Raw genomic sequence first — 22363 nt, 5'->3', positions numbered from 1 at the left:
GCATCGCTTCAATACAGGGTAGCCGGCGCAGGCCATTGGCATGCCCCCCCCTCGTGTATAATGAATTTGTTGGCTTCGGATCAAGTCGTGGAGGACGATTCATGAGTACAAAACATGAACAAATCGTCAAATACATAGAGTCGCTGCCGATAGGCACCAAAATCAGCGTTCGCCAAGTCGCGAAAGCGCTGCATGTGAGCGAAGGGACGGCCTATCGCGCCATCAAGGAAGCGGAGTCCCAGGGACTGGTGAGTTCCATGGACCGTATCGGGACGGTCCGGATTGAACGGCAGCAGAAGAAAAACATCGAGCGTCTGACGTTTGCCGAGGTGGTCAACATCGTGGATGGCACCGTGCTCGGCGGGCGGGATGGTCTGCACAAGACGCTGCACAAGTTTGTCATTGGCGCGATGCAGCTGGAGGCTGCCACGCGCTACATTGAACCGGGCAGCCTGATGATTGTCGGAAACCGAGAGTTGGTCCAGAAAATGTCCCTGGAACACGGGGCAGCCGTTCTCATCACCGGCGGGTTCGAGGCGTCGGAAGAAGTCCAGCAGTTGGCAAATGATCAACATCTGCCGATTATCTCCTGCACGTATGACACATTCACCACCGCGGCGATGATCAACCGCGCCATTTATGATCGGCTGATTAAGAAAGATATTCTGTTTGTGGAAGACATGCTCGTCAACCAACAGTTGGCGGTGATTGAGCGTGGGAAGAAGGTGCGAGATTACCTGGCGATGGTGGAGCGCACAGGTCACGCGCGGCTGCCCGTGGTGGACGACGATGGGCGGCTGGTCGGGATTCTCACGGCGCGCGATGTCGCGGAGGCCCACCCGAATGACGACATTGAGCCGCTCATGTCCCGCCAGGTGCACGTGGTGTCCCCGAAGACGCCGATTGCCTCGGCGGCCCACAAGATGGTGTGGGAAGGCATTGAACTGTTGCCGGTGGTCACCAATCGGAAGCTGGTCGGCGTGGTCAGCCGCCAGGATGTCATCAAGGCGTTGCAGTTGATGAACCGCCAGCCTCAGGTCGGGGAGACCGTCGAAGGAATGGTGATTGCGGGATTCGAGGAAGTGTGGAATGAGGACAAGAGCCTGTCCCTGGTTGGGGATGTGAGCGCACAGATGACGGGAGCGGTCGGTACGCTCGCCATGGGGCCTCTGACGACGCTGATTGAACACAGCGCGGTGCTCTGCGTGCAGCGCAACCGCAAGGTGGATATGGTCGTCGACAACGTGACCTTGTACTTCATGAAGCCCATGGCGGTGGACACGCGCATTGAGGTGCGGGCGCGTCTGCTCGACTTTGGCCGTCGGTTTGCAAAGGTGGATGTCGAAGTGTACTCCGGCGCCGAACAGATGGCCAAAGCTCTGTTGACGACTCAGATGCTGGAGAGGTGATCCGGGTGTCGTCGTTTGTCCATTTGCATGTGCACAGCGAATACTCTCTTCGGGAGGGCGCGGTGCGGTTGGCCGAATTGTTGAAGGCCTGCCGGGAAATGGGGATGGACGCGGTGGCCGTGACGGACACCAACGCCATGTACGGCAGTGTGTCCTTCTACCGTCAGGCGCTGGCGGCCGGCATTCGTCCGATTCTCGGCGTCCAACTCACCGTTGCGATGGACGAGCATGCCGAGGCGTTGGAACAGGGGAGAGTGGGTAGTCCTAGCGCCGATGAAGCGGTGCTGCTGGCCAAAACGTTTCGCGGATATCAGTCTCTGGTCCGTTTGGTCAGTTTGGCGCAATCGCGAACGCGTCAACCCTTCGTGACATTCTCCGAACTCCAGTCTCATCGCGAGGATGTCATTGCGCTCATCGGCGGCGGAGAATCGGAAATTCTCCGCCGCTTCGCTGCGGGCAACGCGGACGCCGCGGAACATTGGCTGAACCTGTGGCTCGACGCCATGCCTCGCGGCGACGTGTACGTCGACATCCAGGACCACGCCATTCCCGAGGAGCGGCGCGGCCTGCCCGCTTTGGTTCGCTTCGCCAGATCCACGGGAATTCCGATGGTGGCCACCAATGACGTCCATTATCTGACGGCGGATGATGCACCGATTCAGCGCGTGTTGGCACAGCTAGACGGGCATCCCAACCCGCGCCTGCTGCAGGGCGAACGCTATGATTTCGCCGCTCCCGAAGAGATGGTGCGGCGGTTCACGCATCTGCCCGAGGCCGTCGAGAACACGCGGGTGGTGGCCGACATGTGCCGCGTGGAGTTGCCGCTTGGGCAATTGCGGCTACCGCGTTATCCCACGCCGGCGGGCGAGTCTGCGGACGCGGTGTTGCGGCGGGCCGCGGAAGTCGGCGCGGAAAAACGATACGGCGGCTTGACGCCGGAGGTCCGCGAGCGACTCGACTACGAGCTGTCCGTGATCTCGCGGCTCGGCTACAGCGATTACTTTCTGGTGGTCGCCGACTTTATCCGCCACGCCCATAAGCAGGGCATTTCCACAGGACCCGGCCGTGGGTCCGCCGCAGGCAGTTTGGTCGCCTACGCCCTGCGTATCACCGATGTCGATCCGCTTCGGCACAATCTGCTGTTCGAGCGGTTTTTGAATCCGGAGCGCGTGTCCTGGCCGGATATTGACACGGATTTTGAGTTTGAACGGCGCAATGAAGTGATTCAATATGTGGTTCAGCGCTACGGCGCGGACAAAGTGGCGCAGATTGGCACCTTCGGAACGTTGGCGGCGCGTGCCGCCATCCGGGACGCCGGTCGGGTGCTGAAGGTAGACGCCAGGGTGGTGGATCAGTTGGCGCGCGCTATTCCGTCGCATCCGGGGATGACGCTCGAACAGGCGTACGCGGAAGCGCCGACGATTGCAGAATTCTTGAGAACTTCACCGCAGGCGCGCCAGGTGTGGCAGACGGCTCGGGGCATTGAGGGGTTTCCGCGACACACGTCGGTGCATGCGGCGGGCGTGGTGATTGCGCCAGAACCTCTGACCGATTTGGTGCCGCTCCAGCCGGGGGCGGAAGGGACGCCGGTGACGCAGTACGCCATGGACGATGTAGAAGCGCTCGGGTTGATGAAGATGGATTTTCTCGGCCTGCGCACACTGACCTTGATAGACGCCTGTGTGGACAGTGTGCGGCGGCGGACCGGCCGAAGCATTGACTGGCGGCGCGTGCCGGAGGACGATCCAAAAACGTTTCAAATGCTGTCGCGCGGGGAAACGGAGGGCTGCTTTCAAATGGAATCCGGCGGCATGCGACGGGTGCTGAGAGACTTGCGGCCCAGCCGCCTGGACGACCTGGTGGCGGTCAATGCCCTGTATCGCCCGGGCCCCATGGAGAATATTCCAACATTCATCGCGGCGAAGCATGGACGCGTTCCGGTGACGTATCCGCATGCGGATCTGGAGCCGATTTTGCGCGACACGTACGGGGTGATTGTGTACCAAGAGCAAATCATGCAGATTGCGTCGCGCATGGCCGGCTTCTCGTTGGGACAGGCGGATCTGCTGCGGCGTGCGGTTGGCAAAAAGAAGCGGGATGTGTTGGACGCGGAGCGATCCCGCTTTGTGGAAGGGTGCCTGCGCAAAGGCTACGACCACGAGGTGGCCAACCACGTGTACGACCTGATTGTGCGCTTCGCGGACTACGGATTTAACCGTTCCCACGCGGCCGCGTACGCTGTGCTGGCCTATCGGACGGCGTATCTGCGGGCCCATCACACACCGGATTTTCTGGCGTCCCTGCTGACGCTGGCCATGGGAGATGCGGTGAAGACGCGGGAGTACATGCGCATTGCCAAGCAACACGGGATTCGGGTGACACCGCCGAACGTTCAGACCAGCCAGGCGACGTTCACCGCAGTCGCCGACGACGTCATTGAATCCGGTTTGCTCAGCGTTCGCAACGTCGGACGCGGTGCGGTGGAAGCCATCATTGCGGCGCGCGCGGACGGCGCGTTCACCTCGCTCGCCGATTTCCTGCGCCGCGTCAACAGCAGGGCCTGCAACCGCAAGGCGGTGGAGAGCCTGCTTCTGGCGGGGGCGTTTGCGGATCTGCTGCCGCAGGGAACGGGCCCGGATGCGGCTCGGGACATTCTGGAGGAGGCCTATCAAACCGCAGATCTCGGGAAAAATGTCGGTTTGGCGCTGGATTTCGGCAGCCCGCACGAATCCGCGGCGCAGATGCTGTTCATCCGCCACACGGCGGCGCTCGGCCGCGCCGGTCTCGGCCGGATCCGAGAAATTCTGCAGCAGCATCCCGGGGATATGCCGGTGGCGTTGTTTGATACAGACACTCGCAAATTGCGCATTCTGCAGCCGCGATGGCACGTGACGCTGACACCGGAGCTCATCGCGGCGCTGGAGGAATTGGTGGGTCTCGGCAACGTGAAGGCGGGGCGCGCACCCGCGCCGTCGTGAATTCGCGGGTGCGGCGGTGCAACCGGATGCCGCGCGGCCACGCATATTTCGAAGCTTGGTTCCGTAGTTTGAAAAGGACAAACGGTGTATGCAAGAGGACACCTGGCGGGGGAGGTGGCCGGTCGCCGCAGCGGCGGCGGATCGGATGGGCATGGCTTCGACAGTGATTCAGTGGTTGGCATCGCGGGGCGTGACCGTCCGCGATATCGCGGAGATTGTGTACGAACTGCAGCGCCCCTACTATGATCAATTGCGCCTTGAAGATTGTGTGGAGAATGTGGAGCACGTACTGCGCAAGCGGGAGGTGCAGCACGCCATTTACACCGGTGTGGCGCTCGATATGTTGGCGGAACAAAAGGCGCTGCCGGAACCGCTGCAGTCCATCATGGAACAGGATGAGCCGCTGTACGGCGTGGACGAAATCTTGGCGCTGGCCATCACCAACGTGTACGGATCGATTGGACTGACCAATTTCGGCTACCTGGACAAAATCAAACTCGGCGTCCTCGGAAAATTGAACAATCACCAGACGCAAATTCACGTGTTTCTCGACGATTTGGTGGCGGGCGTGGCGGCCTCAGCCGCCGCGCGACTGGCCCATCAGCATGGTGTCAAATCGTACGCGGCGGATGCGGATGTGGACGAAACCGACGTCTAGCGGATCTGTTTGGCGCGATGTGGACACTGTGATATGATTTCAGAAGCGACACGGAAGACCAATGTGTCACAGGGAGAGAAGACCATGTGGACCGTGATCTATATCGCCCAGTCGGCCAAACAAGCGGAACAAATTCGCGACAGGTTGGTGGAAGAAGGGTTCCTGGTCAAAGTTCGTCAAACCAATGTGGCCAAGCAGCAGCATGAGATCCTGGTGCCCGAGGCGGAATTGGACGAGGTCCAGGAAGTGTTGAACGAGGTGCTCCACTCGTCCTTTGACCAACATGGTCAAGGTTGACGCGTGGACGATGAGGTGACAAGGTGTTAAGGGACTTGTTTTACAAAAAACGACATTACGCAACCATCGGTCAGCAACCGCAGCGTCCGCAGCCGGAAGCGGCGGAGACCGTCAAGGACACCATTCCGGAGGGACTGGTGAACAAGTGCAGCGCCTGCGGTACCATTCTGATTGCGCGGGAGCTGCAGAAGAACATATACACCTGTCCCAACTGCGGGTACCACTTTCCGGTGGACGCGCCCACGCGGATTGAGCTGACCTTGGATGAGGGGACATTCGAGGAGTTCGATGCCACCGTCTCCTCGGAGAACCCGCTGGGGTTCCCGGGCTACCTGGAGAAAATTCGCCTGGCGCAGGAGAAAACCGGGCTTCGCGAAGGCGCGGTCACCGGCTCCGGAAAAATTGAGGGGATGCCGGTTGTGGTGGGCGTCATGGACAGCCGTTTCATCATGGGGAGCATGGGCTCCGCAGTCGGTGAAAAACTGGCGCGGGCCATGGAGTGGGCGCTCGAACACCGGACGCCGCTGGTGTTGTTCACGGCGTCCGGCGGAGCGCGCATGCAGGAAGGCATCCTTTCCCTGATGCAGATGGCCAAAACCAGTGCGGTGTTGGAAAAGATGCACCATGCGGGGGTGCTGTTCATCTCCGTCATCACCCATCCAACCACCGGCGGCGTGAGCGCGAGCTTCGCCAGTCTCGGCGACGTCATCATCGCTGAGCCGGGGGCTCTGTTCGGATTTGCCGGGCGCCGCGTGATTGAGCAGACGATTCGCCAAAAGCTTCCCGACGACTTTCAGACCGCGGAGTTTATGTTAAAACACGGAATGATTGATATGGTGGTTCCGCGCAAGGAGTTGCGAAGCACACTGGCCACAGTTCTGCGCGTGCACGCGGCGAGGGGGTGGACCGATGGCCAATGAACTGGATTTTGAACGCCCGATTGTGGAACTGAAGCAAAAGATTGACGAGCTGCGGCGCTTCATGGCCAGCAGCGGCCTGGATTTGTCCGGGGAGCTGCAAAAGCTGGAGGATCGGCTGGCCGAACTGACGGAGTCCGTGTACTCTCAACTAACGCCCTGGCAGCAGGTGCAGTTGGCGCGGCAGCCGGGACGGCCCACGACGCTCGACTTCATTCGGGGCATTTGCACGGAGTTTGTCGAGCTTCACGGAGATCGGAACTTTCGGGACGATCCGGCCATCATCGGGGGCATCGGCTTGATTGGCGACAAACCGGTGACCATCATCGGGCATCAGAAAGGCAAGGATACGAAGGACAACATCTACCGCAATTTCGGCATGGCCAATCCCGAGGGCTATCGGAAAGCCCTGCGCTTGATGCAGCAGGCGGAGAAATTTGGGCGGCCCGTGGTGTTCTTCATCGATACCAAGGGCGCGTATCCGGGGATGACCGCGGAGGAGCGCGGGATCAGCGAGGCCATTGCGATGAACCTTCGGGTGATGGCGGGCTTGAAAGTGCCAACTCTGTCGTTTGTGATTGGCGAAGGCGGCAGTGGCGGCGCGCTCGGCATTGGTGTCACCGACCGCATCTACGTCCTGCAATACGCCTGGTACTCCGTCATCGCGCCGGAGTCGGCGGCCGCCATCCTGTGGAAGGACAGTTCCCAGGGACCGCGCGCGGCGGAGAGCATGCGCATCACCGCGAGGGACCTGGTGGAACTGGGGATTGCCGACGAACTGCTGGAGGAACCGTACGGCGGTGCGCAGCACAATCCGCAGGCGATGGTGGAAACCGTCAAGGAGAAAGTGTTGGAAAGCTTAACAGAACTTATGCAGATCCCTATTGCTGAACTGGTGGAGGCGCGGTACCATAAGTACAGGGATATGGGGATCTACACAGAACGGTAGGAGTGCCCACCCGCGGGTGGGCACTGCATTTGTGAGTTGCGGGACTTTTTTTGTCCCTGAGGGACAGGATTGATGATGGCGAAACTTGGGCCACGTGAGAGATTTGGCTGGGGGGAAGCGGCGTGAAAAAGATTGCAGTGATGACGAGCGGTGGAGACGCACCGGGGATGAACGCGGCGGTGCGCGCCGTCGTGCGGACTGCTATCTATCACAACATGGAGGTCGTCGGAATCCGCAGGGGTTTCAGCGGGCTGCTCAACGGGGAACTGCAGCCCATGACGCTGGGGTCTGTCGCGGACGTCATTCAACGGGGAGGCACCATCCTCTACACGGCTCGGTGCGAGGCGTTCAAGACGCCGGAAGGGCAGCAAAAGGGCTACGAAGTCCTTCGTGAGCACGGGATAGATGGACTGGTGGTCATCGGCGGCGACGGATCGTTTCACGGCGCGGCCGTGCTGGCGGAGCGCGGGATTGCCACCATCGGCATCCCCGGCACCATCGACAACGACATTCCGTGTTGCGACGCGACGATAGGATTCGACACCGCGGTGAATACTGCAATCGAAGCCATTGATAAAATTCGCGACACGGCCACTTCCCACGAACGCACCTACGTGGTCGAGGTGATGGGGCGGAACGCGGGCGATATCGCACTGCATGTGGGACTGGCCGGAGGGGCGGAGTCAATTTTGATTCCGGAAGCGCCCTATCGCCTGGACGACGTGATTCAGAAGTTGGAGCGGGGTGTCGCTCGGGGCAAGAAGCATTCCATCATCCTGGTTGCGGAAGGGGCCGGACACGGGATGGAGATTGGCAAGTACCTGCAGGAGCACACCGGATTTGACGTGCGCGTCACTGTTCTCGGCCACATCCAGCGTGGCGGTGCGCCGACGGCGAGGGACAGGGTGTTGGCGAGCAGACTCGGCGCGTACGCGGTCCAACTGCTGCGGGACGGTCTCAGCGGAAAGATGGCCGCTACGCAGAATGACGCGCTGGTGGCGGTGGATTTTGAGACGGTCTTCACCACGCCAAGACAGCCGGACATGTCACTCTACGACCTGGCGGATATATTGTCAATTTGACACCTGGCGGCGTGACCACCGGGTGAAACGAATGATTCAAAGGGGATTTATGTATGCGTAGGACAAAAATCGTTTGTACCATCGGACCAGCCAGTGAGTCTCCGGAAATGCTGAGAGCACTGATTCAGGCCGGCATGGACGTCGCGCGGTTGAATTTTTCCCACGGCACCTATGAGGAACACGAAACGCGGATTCGCCGCATTCGCGAAGCGGCGGCCGAAGTCGGCAAGCACGTGGCCATCATGCTGGACATCAAGGGTCCGAAAATTCGCACCGGGAAAATTGAGGGCGGTCAGGTGGAACTGGTGGAAGGCGCCCAAATCACCCTGACCATTGACCCCGTGGAGTACGGCACGGCGGAACGCGTGTCCATCTCGTACGAAGGCCTGGTTGAAGACGTGTATCCGGGCGCGCCCATCCGCATCGACGATGGCCTGATAGGCCTGGTGGTGGAACGGGTTGAGGGGCACGACATCATCTGCAGAGTGACCAACGGTGGTCTCCTCAAGGACCGAAAGGGCATCAACGTACCCGGCGTTACTCTGCGCATCCCGGGGGTCACGGAGAAAGACAAGGCCGACATTCGGTTCGGCATCCAACAGGGCGTCGACCTGTTCGCGGCATCGTTCGTGCGCAAGGCCGCGGACATTTTCGAGGTTCGGAAGATCCTCGAAGAATACAACTATGAAGCGGACATCATCGCCAAGATTGAAACGCAGGAAGGCATGGAACGCCTCGAGGAAATCATCGAGGTGGCGGACGGCATCATGGTAGCGCGCGGCGATTTGGGAGTGGAAATTCCGACGGAGGAAGTCCCCCTGGCGCAGAAGCGGATGATCAGCCTGTGCAACCGGGCGGGCAAACCGGTCATCACGGCCACGCAGATGCTCGACTCCATGCAGCGGAATCCCCGGCCGACCCGGGCTGAAGCAAGCGACGTCGCCAACGCCATTTTTGACGGCACCGACGCCATCATGCTCAGCGGCGAAACGGCGGCGGGACGGTATCCGCTCGAGTCGGTCCAGACCATGGCACAGATTGCGGTGCGCGCCGAGCGCGCTCTGTCCAACCACGAGGTGTCCAACCGCCACGTCACGCATGTGGAGCGGACCGTGACCGACGTCATCGGCCACGCGGTTCAGAGCATGGCCGCCGAGCTGGGCGTCGGAACCATTGTCACCGCCACCACGTCCGGCCATACCGCGCGCATGGTGTCCAAGCATCGTCCGCACACGTTCATCGTGGCGGCCACACCCAAACCGGAAGTCGCGCGCCGATTGGCGGTCGTGTGGGGCGTGTATCCGGTCGTTGTACCGGAATCGGCGACCACGGACGAGGTATTGGAAGTGGCCGTGCAGGGCGCCTTGGACGCCGGCTACGCGAAACACGGGGAAATGGTGTTGATTATTGCCGGGGTGCCGGTGGGCCAACGCGGTACCACCAATCTCATCAAGGTTCACACCATCGGAGAGGTGCTGGTCCAGGGCACCGGCATCGGTCAGCAGGCGGTCAGCGGCAAGGCCGTCGTGTCCAATCAGAACGCTGACCTCCTGCAGCGCGTGCAGCCGGGCGACATCCTCGTCACGTACGCGACCGACAAAGATCTGGTGCCCGCCATGGAACGCGCTGCCGCTGTCATCACCGAGGAAGGGGGCCTCACCTCGCACGCCGCGGTTGTCGGCGTAACCATGGGCAAACCGGTGATTGTCGGGGCCGAGGGAGCGAGCCGAGCCATTGCGGACGGAGCGTTGATTACGGTCGATCCGCAGCGCGGTCTGGTCTACCGCGGCCGCGCGCAGGTATTGTAAAGCGCATTGTGGAATGAAGTGGTTGTCGGGACTGGTCGACAACCACTTTTTTTACGACTGGGAGGGTTCCCCTTGCGACCATTTCAGAGGCCGGACATTGAAGAATTTTTCCGAACGTACGCCATCACCACCTTCGCGGTCAGTCAAGACGAGCGTCGCCTGGCATTTTCAACGAACCTGAACGGGAAGTACAACGTGTGGGGCATGGACTTGCCCAACACGTATCCGTATCCGCTCAGCTACTAGAACCAACCGCCGGCGTGTCTCGCGTTCGATCCGGCCGGACGCTACATCCTGGTCGGCTTTGATCACGATGGCGACGAAAACGTCCAGCTGTATCTGCTTCCTCCCGACGGCGGCGCCCCGGCGGACCTGTGCAAGGCGCCAGGGCGGTGCCACTTCTACGCCGGGTTGTCGGAGGACGGAAACCGGGTGTATTACGCGTCCGACAAGGAGAACCACCAGTTCCTGAACGGATACGTCTACGACATCACCACCGACACGGAGATCCGGTTGTACGAGGGCGCGGGCGGGGCCAGTTACCCGCCGGACGTCGCCCACGGGTACACCGTCGTGTGGCCGCACGGAGGACCACAGGCTGCGGAGCGACGGGCGTTTCGACCGTTTTTCCAATACCTGTTGAGCCGCGGTTACAACCTCTTCGCGCCAAACTTCCGCGGCAGCACCGGCTATGGCGCCACGTTCGTCAAGCAGGTGGAGCGTGACTGGGGGCACGGACCGCGCCTCGACATCATGGAAGGCGTGGAGTGGCTGATTCGGCAGGGGAAGGCGGATCGTTCCAAACTTGTTCCTCGTCGGCGGCAGCTACGGCGGGTACATGACGCTGCTGCTGCACGGCCGCCATCCGGAGTACTGGCGAGCGTGCGTGGATATCTTCGGACCGTCGAACCTGTTCACGTTTCTTGAGTCAGTTCCAGACCACTGAAACCGGCAATGGGGCAGTGGAGGCGTACCGCCGAGCCGTCGAGTTCTTGGACAAGTGCCGCGACGCCCTGCTGTGACTTGTCATAGTCTGCAGTGTACTCATCCTGCAGATAGAGACAAGCACAAGGAGGTTTTCTCATGGGCATCATTGCTGGAAACATGGCCATGCACATCACCATGCTCGTCGTTCTGGCGTTGATTGGCCTCAACATCCTGGTGCAGGTGTACACGTCGCTGCGCGGTTCTGCCGATCTCACCCAGCTGTCCAACGCGTTCACGCAGCCGGTATTGTACGACGTGTTTCCGCTCATCCTGTTGTCGCTGTTGTCAACGCTCGACCCGTCCCATTTCCTGGTACTCATCTGGTACTACGCAGCGGCGGTGCTGGTGGCCATCAAAACCATGCTGCAGCTGGCTCGCGTGCTGCGCTGAATCGCAGTACCTTCGGCACCAGCAGCCCCGAGGTGCGCCTCGGGGCTGCTGGCGGTGGTCGCTGGCAGCGGGGCCTGGTGAGAGATCCGTTCACTGAGCTGTACCGCATTGCGCAGACGCCATCCAAGGGCTATACTGAACCCTTGAAGGGATGTCGCGATGGCATCCGTTGACAGGCAAAGGCAGCGATGAGGAAAAGTACGCATGGCACTGCCATCCCAGAGAGCCGGGCGGGTGGAATCCGGCATGGTCACCGTGCGGAATGGACCTCTGAGCCGGTGCCTTGAACCGTGCGACAGCAAGCGCTGTCCGCGTGTGTAGGGGGACTCGGGTTGCCTCCGTTATCGGGCTTGCGTTCGGTTCTCACCGAACGGCGGAGAGGCGCGCATCCACCGACGGATGCGAAGCTGGGTGGCACCGCGGACAACGTCCGTCCCAGTTACGGGATGAGGCGTTTTTTTATTGCACATGGTTGGGCATGAACGAGGAGGTCATGGACAATGGCAAAACGTGTACTCTCTGGAATTCAGCCGAGTGGAACCCTGACGCTCGGCAACTATCTCGGCGCGATGAAACATTTCGTCGCCTTGCAGGATGAGGCGGACTGCGTGTTTTGCGTGGTGGATCTGCACGCCATCACCGTGCCGCAAGATCCGGCGGAACTTCGGCAGAACACCCTGAACCTGGCCGCGCTCTACCTAGCGGCAGGCATCGATCCGACGCGCTCCACCCTGTTCGTTCAGTCGCATGTACCCGCGCATGCGGAACTGGGGTGGATTCTGCAGTGCGTGGTGCACTACGGCGAACTGGGCCGCATGACGCAGTTCAAGGACAAGGCCTCGCAGCGGGATGTGGTCACCGCCGGGCTGTTCACCTATCCGGCGCTGATGGCCGCGGACATCCTGTTGTACCAGGCGGACCTCGTGCCCGTCGGAGAAGATCAGAAGCAGCATCTGGAGTTGACCCGGGATATTGCGGAACGGTTCAACCAGCGATACGGGGAAACGTTCGTCATTCCGGAAGTATACATTCCGGAGGTGGGCGGGCGCATCATGAGCCTGGAGGATCCCACGAAGAAGATGAGCAAAAGCGACGCGAGCCAGGGCGCGTTCATCTCGATGCTGGATAATCCCGACGTGATTCGCAAGAAAATTTCCCGGGCCGTCACGGACTCGGGGCGTGAGGTGCGGTTCGACAAAGAAAACAAGGCGGCCATCAGCAATCTGTTGACGATATATTCCCTGTGCGCCGGTGTGCCCATCGCAGAACTGGAAGCGCGCTACGAGGGTCAGGGCTATGGGCCGTTCAAGAAAGACCTGGCGGAGGCGGTGGTTGCCGCGCTGGAACCCATCCAGGTGCGTTACCGCGAATTGGTCGGAAGCAGCGAACTGCGCAACATTCTTCGGGAAGGCGCCGAAAAGGCGGCGGCCAAAGCGGAGGTCACGCTGCAGAAGGTGAAGGAACGGTTGGGTTTCCTGCGCTGAATCTCGCACCATGTGGGCAAGTGTGGTATGATTTTTTGTGGTGTTTTGAAGTTTTGACAAGGCGTCGACAGATGGGACAGAGGAGGATGACAGGATGGTACAGTTCAAGCGGTATCAGCCTCCGACAGCCGGAGAACCGATTACGCTGCGCGATGGGAAGTTGAACGTTCCGGACAATCCGATTATCCCCTTCATTGAGGGAGATGGCACGGGGCCGGATATTTGGGCGGCATCGCAGCGGGTGTTTGATGCGGCCGTGGAAAAGGCCTACGGCGGCCGCCGGAAAATCGCCTGGTATGAAGTGTTCGCCGGTGAAAAGGCATTCAACCAATTTGGTGAGTGGTTGCCGGAAGACACGCTCACCGCGCTGTCCGAGTACATCGTCAGTATCAAAGGTCCGCTGACCACGCCGGTGGGCGGTGGAATTCGCTCCTTGAATGTCGCACTGCGCCAGGAACTGGACCTCTACGTATGTCAGCGTCCAGTGCGCTACTTCCAAGGTGTCCCGTCTCCGGTCAAGCATCCGGAACTTGTGGATATGGTCATTTTCCGCGAGAACTCGGAAGATATTTACGCCGGAGTCGAGTGGCAGGAAGGCACGCCGGAAGTGCGCAAGGTGATTGAGTTCTTGCAGCGGGAAATGGGCGTCAAGAAGATTCGGTTCCCGGAGACCTCTGGCATTGGCATCAAACCCGTGTCGCGCGAGGGATCGGAACGCCTCGTTCGGGCTGCCATTGAGTACGCGCTTCGCCACGGACGCAAGAGTGTGACGCTGGTGCACAAGGGGAACATCATGAAGTTCACCGAGGGCGCGTTCAAAAATTGGGGCTACGAGGTGGCAGAGCGCGAGTACGCGGACAAAGTGTTCACCTGGGCTCAGTACGACAGGATTAAGGCCGAACAGGGCCAGGCAGCTGCGGACGCCGCCCAGAAGGACGCGGAGCAGAACGGCAAGTTGATTGTGAAAGACGTCATTGCCGACGCGTTCCTGCAGCAGATTTTGACCCGCCCGGCAGAATATGACGTGATTGCGACGCTGAACCTGAACGGGGACTACATATCTGATGCGCTCGCCGCGCAGGTTGGAGGCATCGGGATTGCGCCTGGGGCCAACATCAACTATGTGACTGGCCATGCGGTGTTCGAAGCGACGCACGGGACGGCGCCGAAATATGCCGGGTTGGACAAAGTAAATCCTGGATCTGTCATCCTCTCTGGCGTCATGATGTTTGAATACATGGGCTGGCAGGAAGCGGCTGACCTCATCACGCGCGCGTTGGAGAAGACGATTGCCAACAAGACGGTGACCTACGACTTCGCTCGTCTGATGGACGGTGCGACGGAAATCAAGACGTCCGAGTTTGGTACAGCCATCATTGAGAATTTCTGAGTCGCGGTAAGGACACCGCCCCTGCCGTACCGCCGCTGACCAGGCGGCGCGCCGGCAGGTCGCGCGCCATGGATTGAACAGCGAAAGGGGAGGGACAGACAATGATTAAACGGAAGAAGATTTCTGTGATTGGCGCCGGCTTCACCGGTGCCACCACCGCACTGATGCTGGCGTTGAAGGAACTGGGCGATGTGGTGCTGCTCGACATCCCGCAGCTGGAGAACCCGACCAAGGGCAAGGCCCTGGATATGCTCGAGGCCATGCCGGTGGTCGGATCGGACGTCCATATAATTGGAACGTCCAGTTACGAGGACACCGCCAATTCGGATCTGGTCATCATCACTGCCGGCGTGGCTCGTAAGCCGGGGATGAGCCGCGATGACCTGGTGAATACCAACGCGGGGATTGTGAAGTCCGTCACGGAACAGGTGGTCAAGTTTTCGCCGAGCGCCGTGCTGATTGTCCTCAGCAATCCGGTCGACGCCATGACCTACGTTGCGTACAAGGCGTCCGGATTCCCGAAGAACCGCGTGATTGGGCAGGCCGGCGTGCTCGATACCGCGCGGTTCCGCACCTTTGTCGCGGAAGAACTGAGCGTCTCCGTGGAGGATGTGTCCGGTTTCGTGCTCGGCGTTCACGGCGACGATATGGTTCCGCTCATCCGGTACTCCTATGTCGGCGGTATTCCGCTTGAGAAGCTGCTGCCGAAAGACCGCATCGACGCCATCGTGGAGCGGACGCGCAAAGGCGGCGGCGAGATTGTGAACCTGCTCGGCAACGGCAGTGCGTACTATGCACCGGGCGCTTCGCTGGCCCAGATGGCGGAAGCCATTTTGAAGGATAAGCGCCGCCTGCTGCCGGCCATTGCGCTGCTGGAAGGCGAGTTTGGCTACAAGGATTTGTTCCTCGGCGTTCCGACCATCCTCGGGGGCAACGGCATCGAACGCATTGTGGAAATCGATCTCCTGCCGGAGGAAAAGGCTGCGCTCGACAAGTCGGCGGAATCGGTGCGCAATGTGATCAACGTCGTGAAATCGAATCACTGAATCCAAGGTTTATCATAGGGCGCTGCTTCCTCTGGAGGCAGCGTCTTTTTTGTGTCTGAGCCGTCACGGAAGGCGACGACACAGGTGTGTTACAATGGGGACAGTATGGCGGACACACGGCGTGCCGCTGAATTTCACCCAGAATGGGGTGCCCTATGTCCAATCAAGACCAGTCGACTGTCAAGTTGATGCTCATTGATGGCAACAGCATCACATATCGGGCGTTCTTTGCACTGCCTCCGCTCTCCAATGCGGAAGGGCATTACACCAACGCCGTTTTCGGCTTTACGCAGATGCTGCTGCGCATGTTGCAAGACGAGAAACCCACCCACGTGGCCGTCGCTTTTGACGCGGGGAAACGGACGTTTCGCCACGAGGTGTTCGAAGAATACAAGGGAACGCGGCAGAAGACGCCACCAGAGTTGTCGGAGCAGTTTCCGCTGGTGAAAGAGGTGCTGGCTGCGTTCGGAATTCCTGCATTGGAACTGGCGAATTTCGAGGCGGATGACATCATCGGCACCTTGTCCAGGGTCGCGGATGAAGCGGGCATCCCCACCCTGATTGTGTCCGGGGACAAAGACCTCCTGCAACTCGTGTCGGATCACGTGCACGCGGCGCTGACCCGCAAGGGGATTACCGAGGTGGACTACTACACCGAAGCGGCGGTGCGCGAGCGGTATGGGCTGTCTCCCGCTCAAATCATCGATTTGAAGGGCCTGATGGGAGATACATCGGACAATATTCCCGGAGTGCCCGGTGTTGGCGAAAAAACGGCGGTGAAGCTGCTGCAGGCCTATCCCACGGTCGAAGAAGTCCTGCAACACGTGGACGAAGTCTCGGGGGCCAAGCTGCGTGAGCGGCTGTCCGAGCATCGGGATTTGGCGCTCGTCTCGAAACGATTGGCGACCATTGAACGCAATGCGCCCATCGTTTGGACGCTCGACGACTTGACGTATCGTGGACTGCCCGTTGAGCCGGTTCGCAAGGTGTTTCAAAAATTGGGATTCAAGTCTCTCCTGGAGCGTTTGCCGCAGGACGAAGGGGGAGAGGCCGCTCCGCCGTCGCCGGAGGAACGGACGCCGGTGCAGCGCATCAATACCGCCGGCGCCTTGACCGACTTTCTTCGCCGGGCCGCAGATCCCATCGGTGTTTTGCCCATCTGCGACAGTGAGGATTACCATACTGCCAACCTGTTGGGATTTGCCCTTGGCTGCAAGGGGCAAGCTGCGGTGGTGGTGCTGGGCGATGAACTGACAGTCACGCACCTGCGCGACCTCTGGTCGTCCGATTTGGAGAAGGTCGTTTTCGACCTGAAGCAGTTGATTGTCCTTCTCGACGGGCACGGCATCACACTGCCGGAGGATGGTACGTGGTTCGACGTCATGGTGGCGGGCTACCTGCTCAATCCAAGTGATGGCGAGTCTTCGTTGGCCGACATTGTGCAGCGTGAATTGCAGCGGCACATGTCCATCCCACGGATTGGCGATCCGGACTACGCCGAATCCCTGGCGCGATTCGCGACTTGTCTGCCGGAGTTGAAAGCGCATCTCGGCAACGCGTTGTCGGCGCAGGAGCAGGATGACCTGTGTTATCGCGTGGAAATTCCGCTTGAGTACTGCCTCGCGCGCATGGAATTGCTCGGATTTCGCGTGAACACGGACAAGTTGAAAGCGTATGGGCAGGAGTTGTCCGCGCAGCTCCAACAATTGACACAAGAGATCTACGCGCTGGCCGGGACAGAATTCAACATCAACTCCCCAAAGCAGCTGGGCGAGATCCTGTTTGACAAGTTGGCGCTGCCCGCGCTGAAAAAGACGAAGACGGGCTATTCGACCAGCGCGGATGTCCTTGAGAAACTGGCTCCTTACCACGAGATTGTGGAAAAGATTCTCGAGTATCGGCAATTGGGCAAGCTGCAGTCCACCTACGTAGAAGGGCTGCTGAAAGTGGTTCGTCCCGACACGGAGCGCGTGCACACCCGTTTCCATCAGGCGCTCACCGCCACCGGCAGGTTGTCGAGCACGGAGCCCAACCTGCAGAACATCCCCATCCGTATGGAGGAAGGTCGGAAACTGCGGCGCGTGTTCGAACCTTCCTATGACGACTGGGTGATCTTGTCGGCGGACTATTCGCAGATTGAACTGCGCATTCTCGCTCATCTATCCGGGGATGAAGCGCTGATTGACGCGTTTCGCAACAACCAGGACATTCATACGAGCACAGCCGCCACGGTGTTCGGCGTGCCTTTGGATGAAGTGACCCCGCTGATGCGCCGTCAGGCCAAGGCGGTCAACTTTGGCATTGTGTACGGCATCAGCGACTACGGCCTATCGCAGAATCTCGGCATCTCACGAGCGGAGGCCGCGAAGTTCATCAGCGACTATTTCGCCAAGTTTCCGGGCGTGGCCCGATACATGGAAGAAGTGGTGGAAACCGCGCGTAGACAGGGATACGTCACCACGCTGTTGAATCGGCGCCGGTACTTACCGGATATCCACAGCCGAAATTTCAACCTGAGGAGTTTCGCGGAACGAACGGCCATGAACACGCCGATTCAGGGTTCTGCCGCCGACATCATCAAATTGGCCATGGTGCATATTGATCAAGCGCTGCGGCGTTCCGACCTCCAGGCTCGCATGCTCCTTCAGGTGCACGATGAGTTGATTTTTGAGTGCCCGGAAGCGGAGCGGGAGTCCCTGGCCGATTTGGTGCGCGACAACATGGAGAATGCAATGGCGCTGAGCGTGCCGCTGCAGGTGGACATTCATGCGGGAGGCACCTGGTATGATGCCAAGTGAATATGAGCCCGTGGACGGATGTGGACGATGGTAATGCGCCGGTTCAGGTCCGCCCGTGGATTCGTTACAGGAGGATGAGTTGTGCCTGAATTGCCGGAAGTGGAGAACGTTCGCCGCAATCTGGAATCGATGGTGGTGGGTCGAACCATAGCATCGGTGGATGTTCGGCTGCCGCGGATTATCCGAACGCCAGACGACACCGTCCGGTTCGCGGCGGAATTGGCTGGATGCACCATTCAATCGGTGTCGCGCCGGGGAAAATATCTGTTGTTTTCCGTACCGCCGTACACACTGGTATCCCATTTGCGCATGGAAGGCCAGTATCTCTGGGTTGCGGCGGATGAACCGGTCGCGCCGCACACGCACGTGATCTTTCACTTCGATGACCATACGGAACTTCGCTATCGGGACGTCCGGCAGTTTGGAACGATGGACTTGATAGAACCCGGTCAACCGCTTCCCAAGGGTCTGCTGGCCCTTGGACCGGAACCGTTTTCCGAAGATCTGGATCACGATGGACTGTATCGGCGCGTGCACCGGCGGACAGCGTCCATCAAGGCGGTGCTGCTGGACCAGGCTGTGCTCGCCGGTCTAGGCAACATTTACGTCGACGAGGCTCTGTTTCGCGCGGGGATTCACCCGGCAAGGCCTGCCCATCAGCTGACGCGAGCGGAGGCACAGACATTGGTCAAAGCCATTCGTGAGGTGTTGACGGAAGCGATAGAAGCAGGGGGAAGCTCCATTCGCACGTACGTGGACGGATACGGAAGGCATGGCGGATTTCAGATTCGGTTGAACGTGTACGGGCGGCAGGGGCAGCCCTGTCAGACGTGCGGATCGGAAATCGTGAAACTGCGCATCGCCGGACGTGGGACCCACGTGTGTCCGCTGTGTCAGCCGAAGTCCCGTCGACACGAGGCGGTCCGGGAGCGCGCGGGGAAAGGTGAGGTGTCCGTGCCGTGATTGTGGGATTGACCGGCGGCATTGCCAGTGGAAAGAGCACAGTCACCAACATGCTGCGCGGGCTCGGCGCCTACGTGGTAGACGCGGATGTGTGGGCGCGCCGCGTGGTGGAGCCGGGAACGGAAGGCCTGCGTGAGATTGTGGAGACGTTCGGCAAGGACATGCTTCTGCCGGACGGTACGCTCAATCGCCGCGCCCTCGGAGCGCTGGTTTTTCACAACGAAGCTGCGTTGCAGCGGTTGAGCGCCATCACGCATCCGAGGGTCCGCGAGGGCATGCGCCGGGAGACGGAGGCGTATCTGCGGGAACACCCGAACATGCCTGTGGTCTGGGACGTTCCGTTGCTGTTCGAAGGAGAAACCCGCCGGCTGGTCGATACAACGATCTTGGTGTATGTGGACGAAAACCTCCAGTTGGCCCGTCTGATGCAGCGGGACGGTCTCACGGAGGAGGAAGCCCGAGCACGCATACGAGCGCAGATGCCCATTGATGAGAAACGGAAACTGGCGGATTATGTGGTGGATAACCGGGGAACTCTAGAAGAAACGAGAGAGCAGGTGGCGCACATATGGCGGACTCTCCGCAACAGCACGGCGGGCGAAGTCTAACGATTTTGGTCTTCAATCGGCGCACCCTGATTTCGTTCATCCTGCTGCTCGGCGTCATCTGTCTCATCACGTCCAACACGTTTTGGCGCTGGATGTACCCCATCAGCTATCAGTCCATCATCCAGAGCGCGGCGCACACGGCTTCGGTGGATCCGCTGCTGGTCGCGAGCGTTATTCATGTGGAGAGCAAATACAAGTCGGAGGATGTTTCTCACGCTGGAGCCATTGGCCTGATGCAGCTGATGCCGGATACGGCGCAGTGGATTGCGGTTCAAATGCAGCAGTCCGGCACCGATTTGGGATATGGACGCGGCAGTCAGAATCAGGATTTGGCGCAGCCTGAGTTGAACATCCGCTTGGGCTCTTGGTACATTCACTACTTGACGGAACAGTTTCACGGCAATCAGGTTGCCGCTGTGGCTGCGTACAATGCGGGGCCCAAACGCGTCAAACAATGGTTGGCGTCGGGAACCTGGGATGGGCAGTTGGTCTCCATCAGCCGGATTCCCGTGGGAGAGACGCGGCATTTCGTAGACAGGGTGTTCTACAACTATGACTTGTACAAGCGTATTTACGGGGCGGACGCGCAGTGGAAGGATCGGTCGAAATAACCAGGGGTTATGCGGTTGACAGATGGGGTCGATCTTCGTATAATCATATTCGTTGACTGCTCGATAGAAAGTCCTCTGCCGGGCAGTCAGCCATCATGTCGGGGTGGCGGAATTGGCAGACGCGCACGTTTGAGGGGCGTGTGGGTTTCCCGTACGGGTTCAAGTCCCGTCCTCGACACCAGTTAAAAACCTAACGGTCACTACAATGTTGATGCGAATGTCATCGATGTTGTCAGTGGCCGTTACTTTTTCAACGAACACCTGAATGATGTCTTTTTGCTTGTCCTCTTTATTGGAAAACAGCCGGGCTTTTCTTTCCAACAATATCAGCATCATCATGCTATGCGTTAATTCCGTGATTCGACTAGCCTGGACAATCGTCCGAGTTCCTGATGCAAATGATTACGAATGTTGTTGTGGACTTTGTTTCATTTCGTTGCGCTTTGGCATCGGCTCTGCCTGTCCAGAAGGGGCAAAATAATATTTACAGAATCACTGTTAAACTGTTATGTTTGTTATAACACGTATAACGGTTACTGAGTAACGTAAAGATAGGAGGAGAGACGTGTGGCGATAGGGGCGATGAAAGTGGATCGTTTACACAGGAAAATTACGAAGATCGGGAACAGTCTGGGTGTGACGTTTACGAAAGAGGCACTAAAAAAAGTTGACTTAAACCTCGGTGATGATGTGGAAATCATTGTACATGAGAATGAAGGTGAAATTGTGCTTCGTAAGCTACCAAAAGTTCCGCAAGGTCTTGACCCGCGCTTTTTTGAGGTTTTAGAGGCGAATGTTCAGCGATATCGGAAAACGATTGAAGGCTTGAAAGATAGATGATACGCTATCTCACCGAAGAAGAGATCATTGCCATCAACCTGTACGTGATACAGGAGTTTTCGCCGAGTGAACAGTCTGGTGTGAGATCTCCGGAGTTACTCAATTCGGCGGCGTTTCGACCACAACAATCTGCGTTTGGTAAAGATGCGTACCCAACGATTTTCGAGAAAGCCGCAGCACTGTTTGAGTCACTGGCACTAAATCATATCTTCTACAATGCCAACAAACGAACAGCTTTTCTGGCACTACTGCAATTTCTCTCTTACAACGGATACAAATTTACGATGGCTCAAAAACAGGCCGAAGATTTTGTGGTGGATATGGTGAACCACAAGTACACATTCGAGCAGATTGTACAAGTCATTAAAGCCCACAGTTTAGTGATGTATTGACACGAACACTCCGCTCACGTTCGGATTTGCTCCGCCTGACGAAGGCTACCACCAGATCTACCCCGGCTGCGTAGGGCCGTGCCGCTCTATCCTCCCTTCGGTCCGGTACCGGCGTTTTTCACCTTTGTGTGAGGCCTCTTGAGTTGGCGGTTTTTCCGCCTCGGGCGGAGCCCCTCAAGGGGACCGCGAGCTGCAATGCGCTTGTCAAATCATGCTTTTGTCGGAGGTGAGTGTCAACGCCGGATTTGTTTCGACCCATTCCGCCGATCCGGATTTGACCCACCCGCCGACGTTGAATCAGCGTGTTTCAGGCATTCGTAACTGGAGATGATTGCAGCAGTATGTGAATTGTAAAAAAGGTAAAATGGGAATAAACAGATGACAGGAGTTGATGAGTCGTGCTGTTTCATGTAACTGCAAGACACGTGAGCGTCAAATAGCGCACACCTAGCGCCAGGCCCTCTTCTGCGAGATGATCCCCCCAGAATCCAATCATGGAGGGATCATCGTGACGAAGGCCGAGTTGGCAGAGCTTCGTGAGCTTTGGCGTGCCCGCGTGGCGGATTTCCGTGCCAGTGGACAAACTGGCGCGGCGTGGTGTGCTGCCCACCAGATCAAGGAGCACCAGCTGTGGTATTGGGTGGGCAAGTTTAAGGCAGAAGCGCAGGAGCGGTCGGCGTCGGAGCCACAACCCCGTTTTATCCCGGTGCATGTCCAGGAAGCCGACAAGGATGCGCACACGTCCCTGTCTGTACG

The 22363-nt window shown here is 59.1% G+C and carries 21 protein-coding genes, 1 tRNA gene, 1 pseudogene and 1 other annotated feature; of the genes and pseudogenes, 22 read left to right on the top strand and 1 reads right to left on the bottom strand.

Annotation, left to right across the window (positions count from 1 at the left end):
* The first annotated feature begins 101 nt into the window (after positions 1–101).
* The 19 genes and pseudogenes from G463_RS0109235 to G463_RS0109140 all read left to right on the top strand — a co-directional run bounded on the left by G463_RS0109235 (position 102) and on the right by G463_RS0109140 (position 20556).
* Complete coding sequence (locus G463_RS0109235; RefSeq protein ID WP_026974940.1) at positions 102–1409, top strand: DRTGG domain-containing protein; 1308 nt, start codon at positions 102–104, stop codon at positions 1407–1409.
* 5 nt (positions 1410–1414) lie between these two features.
* Positions 1415–4387, top strand: coding sequence for a DNA polymerase III subunit alpha (gene dnaE / locus G463_RS0109230; protein WP_026974939.1), 2973 nt, complete (start codon positions 1415–1417; stop codon positions 4385–4387).
* A 151-nt stretch (positions 4388–4538) separates the two neighbouring features.
* Positions 4539–5045 carry a phosphatidylglycerophosphatase A family protein gene (locus tag G463_RS0109225; RefSeq protein ID WP_026974938.1) on the top strand — a complete coding sequence of 169 codons (507 nt, stop codon included), beginning with the start codon at positions 4539–4541 and terminating at the stop codon, positions 5043–5045.
* Positions 5046–5129: 84 nt separating this feature from the next.
* Positions 5130–5342 carry a hypothetical protein gene (locus G463_RS0109220; RefSeq protein ID WP_026974937.1) on the top strand — a complete coding sequence of 71 codons (213 nt, stop codon included), beginning with the start codon at positions 5130–5132 and terminating at the stop codon, positions 5340–5342.
* A 23-nt stretch (positions 5343–5365) separates the two neighbouring features.
* Entirely contained in the window at positions 5366–6262 is an 897-nt protein-coding gene (gene accD, locus G463_RS0109215) for an acetyl-CoA carboxylase, carboxyltransferase subunit beta (RefSeq protein WP_026974936.1), read from the top strand.
* Entirely contained in the window at positions 6252–7208 is a 957-nt protein-coding gene (locus tag G463_RS0109210; protein WP_026974935.1) for an acetyl-CoA carboxylase carboxyltransferase subunit alpha, read from the top strand. Before accD ends, G463_RS0109210 begins: the two co-directional genes overlap by 11 nt.
* Positions 7209–7330: 122 nt before the next feature.
* Positions 7331–8290 (top strand): 6-phosphofructokinase, encoded by a 960-nt coding sequence (gene pfkA, locus G463_RS0109205; protein WP_026974934.1) that lies wholly within the window; start codon positions 7331–7333, stop codon positions 8288–8290.
* A gap of 53 nt (positions 8291–8343) precedes the next feature.
* The gene (gene pyk / locus G463_RS0109200; protein ID WP_026974933.1) at positions 8344–10098 is read left to right on the top strand and encodes a pyruvate kinase; all 1755 of its coding nucleotides are present in this window, start codon (positions 8344–8346) and stop codon (positions 10096–10098) included.
* A 72-nt stretch (positions 10099–10170) separates the two neighbouring features.
* On the top strand, positions 10171–10344 hold the full coding sequence (locus G463_RS23525; protein ID WP_245575789.1) for a hypothetical protein: 174 nt from the start codon (positions 10171–10173) through the stop codon (positions 10342–10344).
* 303 nt (positions 10345–10647) lie between these two features.
* Positions 10648–11064: pseudogene (locus G463_RS23520) on the top strand (alpha/beta hydrolase family protein); the annotation flags it as partial.
* Between the two features lie 117 nt (positions 11065–11181).
* Positions 11182–11475 (top strand): hypothetical protein, encoded by a 294-nt coding sequence (locus G463_RS0109185; protein ID WP_026974931.1) that lies wholly within the window; start codon positions 11182–11184, stop codon positions 11473–11475.
* A gap of 176 nt (positions 11476–11651) precedes the next feature.
* Positions 11652–11916: a binding site (T-box leader), on the top strand.
* A 59-nt stretch (positions 11917–11975) separates the two neighbouring features.
* Positions 11976–12959 (top strand): tryptophan--tRNA ligase, encoded by a 984-nt coding sequence (gene trpS, locus G463_RS0109180; protein WP_026974930.1) that lies wholly within the window; start codon positions 11976–11978, stop codon positions 12957–12959.
* A 94-nt stretch (positions 12960–13053) separates the two neighbouring features.
* Entirely contained in the window at positions 13054–14349 is a 1296-nt protein-coding gene (icd, locus tag G463_RS0109175) for an NADP-dependent isocitrate dehydrogenase (protein ID WP_026974929.1), read from the top strand.
* A 101-nt stretch (positions 14350–14450) separates the two neighbouring features.
* Complete coding sequence (gene mdh / locus G463_RS0109170; protein WP_026974928.1) at positions 14451–15395, top strand: malate dehydrogenase; 945 nt, start codon at positions 14451–14453, stop codon at positions 15393–15395.
* 155 nt (positions 15396–15550) lie between these two features.
* A complete protein-coding gene (gene polA / locus G463_RS19645; protein WP_035486540.1) occupies positions 15551–18193 on the top strand; it encodes a DNA polymerase I in 2643 nt (880 codons plus the stop codon).
* An 81-nt stretch (positions 18194–18274) separates the two neighbouring features.
* Positions 18275–19156: a DNA-formamidopyrimidine glycosylase gene (mutM, locus tag G463_RS19640; RefSeq protein ID WP_035486537.1), complete on the top strand. Its 882-nt coding sequence runs from the start codon at positions 18275–18277 to the stop codon at positions 19154–19156.
* Entirely contained in the window at positions 19153–19764 is a 612-nt protein-coding gene (gene coaE / locus G463_RS0109150; protein ID WP_026974927.1) for a dephospho-CoA kinase, read from the top strand. Before mutM ends, coaE begins: the two co-directional genes overlap by 4 nt.
* Entirely contained in the window at positions 19725–20375 is a 651-nt protein-coding gene (locus G463_RS0109145) for a lytic transglycosylase domain-containing protein (RefSeq protein ID WP_051322134.1), read from the top strand. The genes coaE and G463_RS0109145 overlap by 40 nt, the downstream gene beginning before the upstream one ends.
* A 97-nt stretch (positions 20376–20472) precedes the next feature.
* A tRNA-Leu gene (locus G463_RS0109140) sits at positions 20473–20556 on the top strand.
* Here the strand turns inward: G463_RS0109140 and G463_RS22280 are convergent.
* A complete protein-coding gene (locus G463_RS22280) occupies positions 20535–20696 on the bottom strand; it encodes a hypothetical protein (protein WP_156900153.1) in 162 nt (53 codons plus the stop codon). The genes G463_RS0109140 and G463_RS22280 overlap by 22 nt on opposite strands.
* A gap of 246 nt (positions 20697–20942) precedes the next feature.
* Between G463_RS22280 and G463_RS0109130 the strand changes: the two genes are divergently transcribed.
* The 3 genes from G463_RS0109130 to tnpA form a co-directional block, all read left to right on the top strand.
* Positions 20943–21215 (top strand): AbrB/MazE/SpoVT family DNA-binding domain-containing protein, encoded by a 273-nt coding sequence (locus G463_RS0109130; protein WP_245575787.1) that lies wholly within the window; start codon positions 20943–20945, stop codon positions 21213–21215.
* Positions 21212–21607, top strand: a complete 396-nt coding sequence (locus G463_RS0109125; RefSeq protein WP_035486535.1) for a type II toxin-antitoxin system death-on-curing family toxin — start codon at positions 21212–21214, stop codon at positions 21605–21607. Before G463_RS0109130 ends, G463_RS0109125 begins: the two co-directional genes overlap by 4 nt.
* A gap of 508 nt (positions 21608–22115) precedes the next feature.
* Positions 22116–22363, top strand: a 248-nt coding sequence (tnpA, locus tag G463_RS0109120; RefSeq protein ID WP_026974975.1) for an IS66 family insertion sequence element accessory protein TnpA, incomplete at its 3' end; no start/stop codon positions are given.

It is taken from the genome of Alicyclobacillus contaminans DSM 17975, assembly GCF_000429525.1.
GTDB classification, from domain to species: domain Bacteria; phylum Bacillota; class Bacilli; order Alicyclobacillales; family Alicyclobacillaceae; genus Alicyclobacillus_A; species Alicyclobacillus_A contaminans.
The sequence above is the reverse complement of the archived record's forward strand: the minus strand, read 5'-3'. Positions and strand labels throughout refer to the sequence as shown.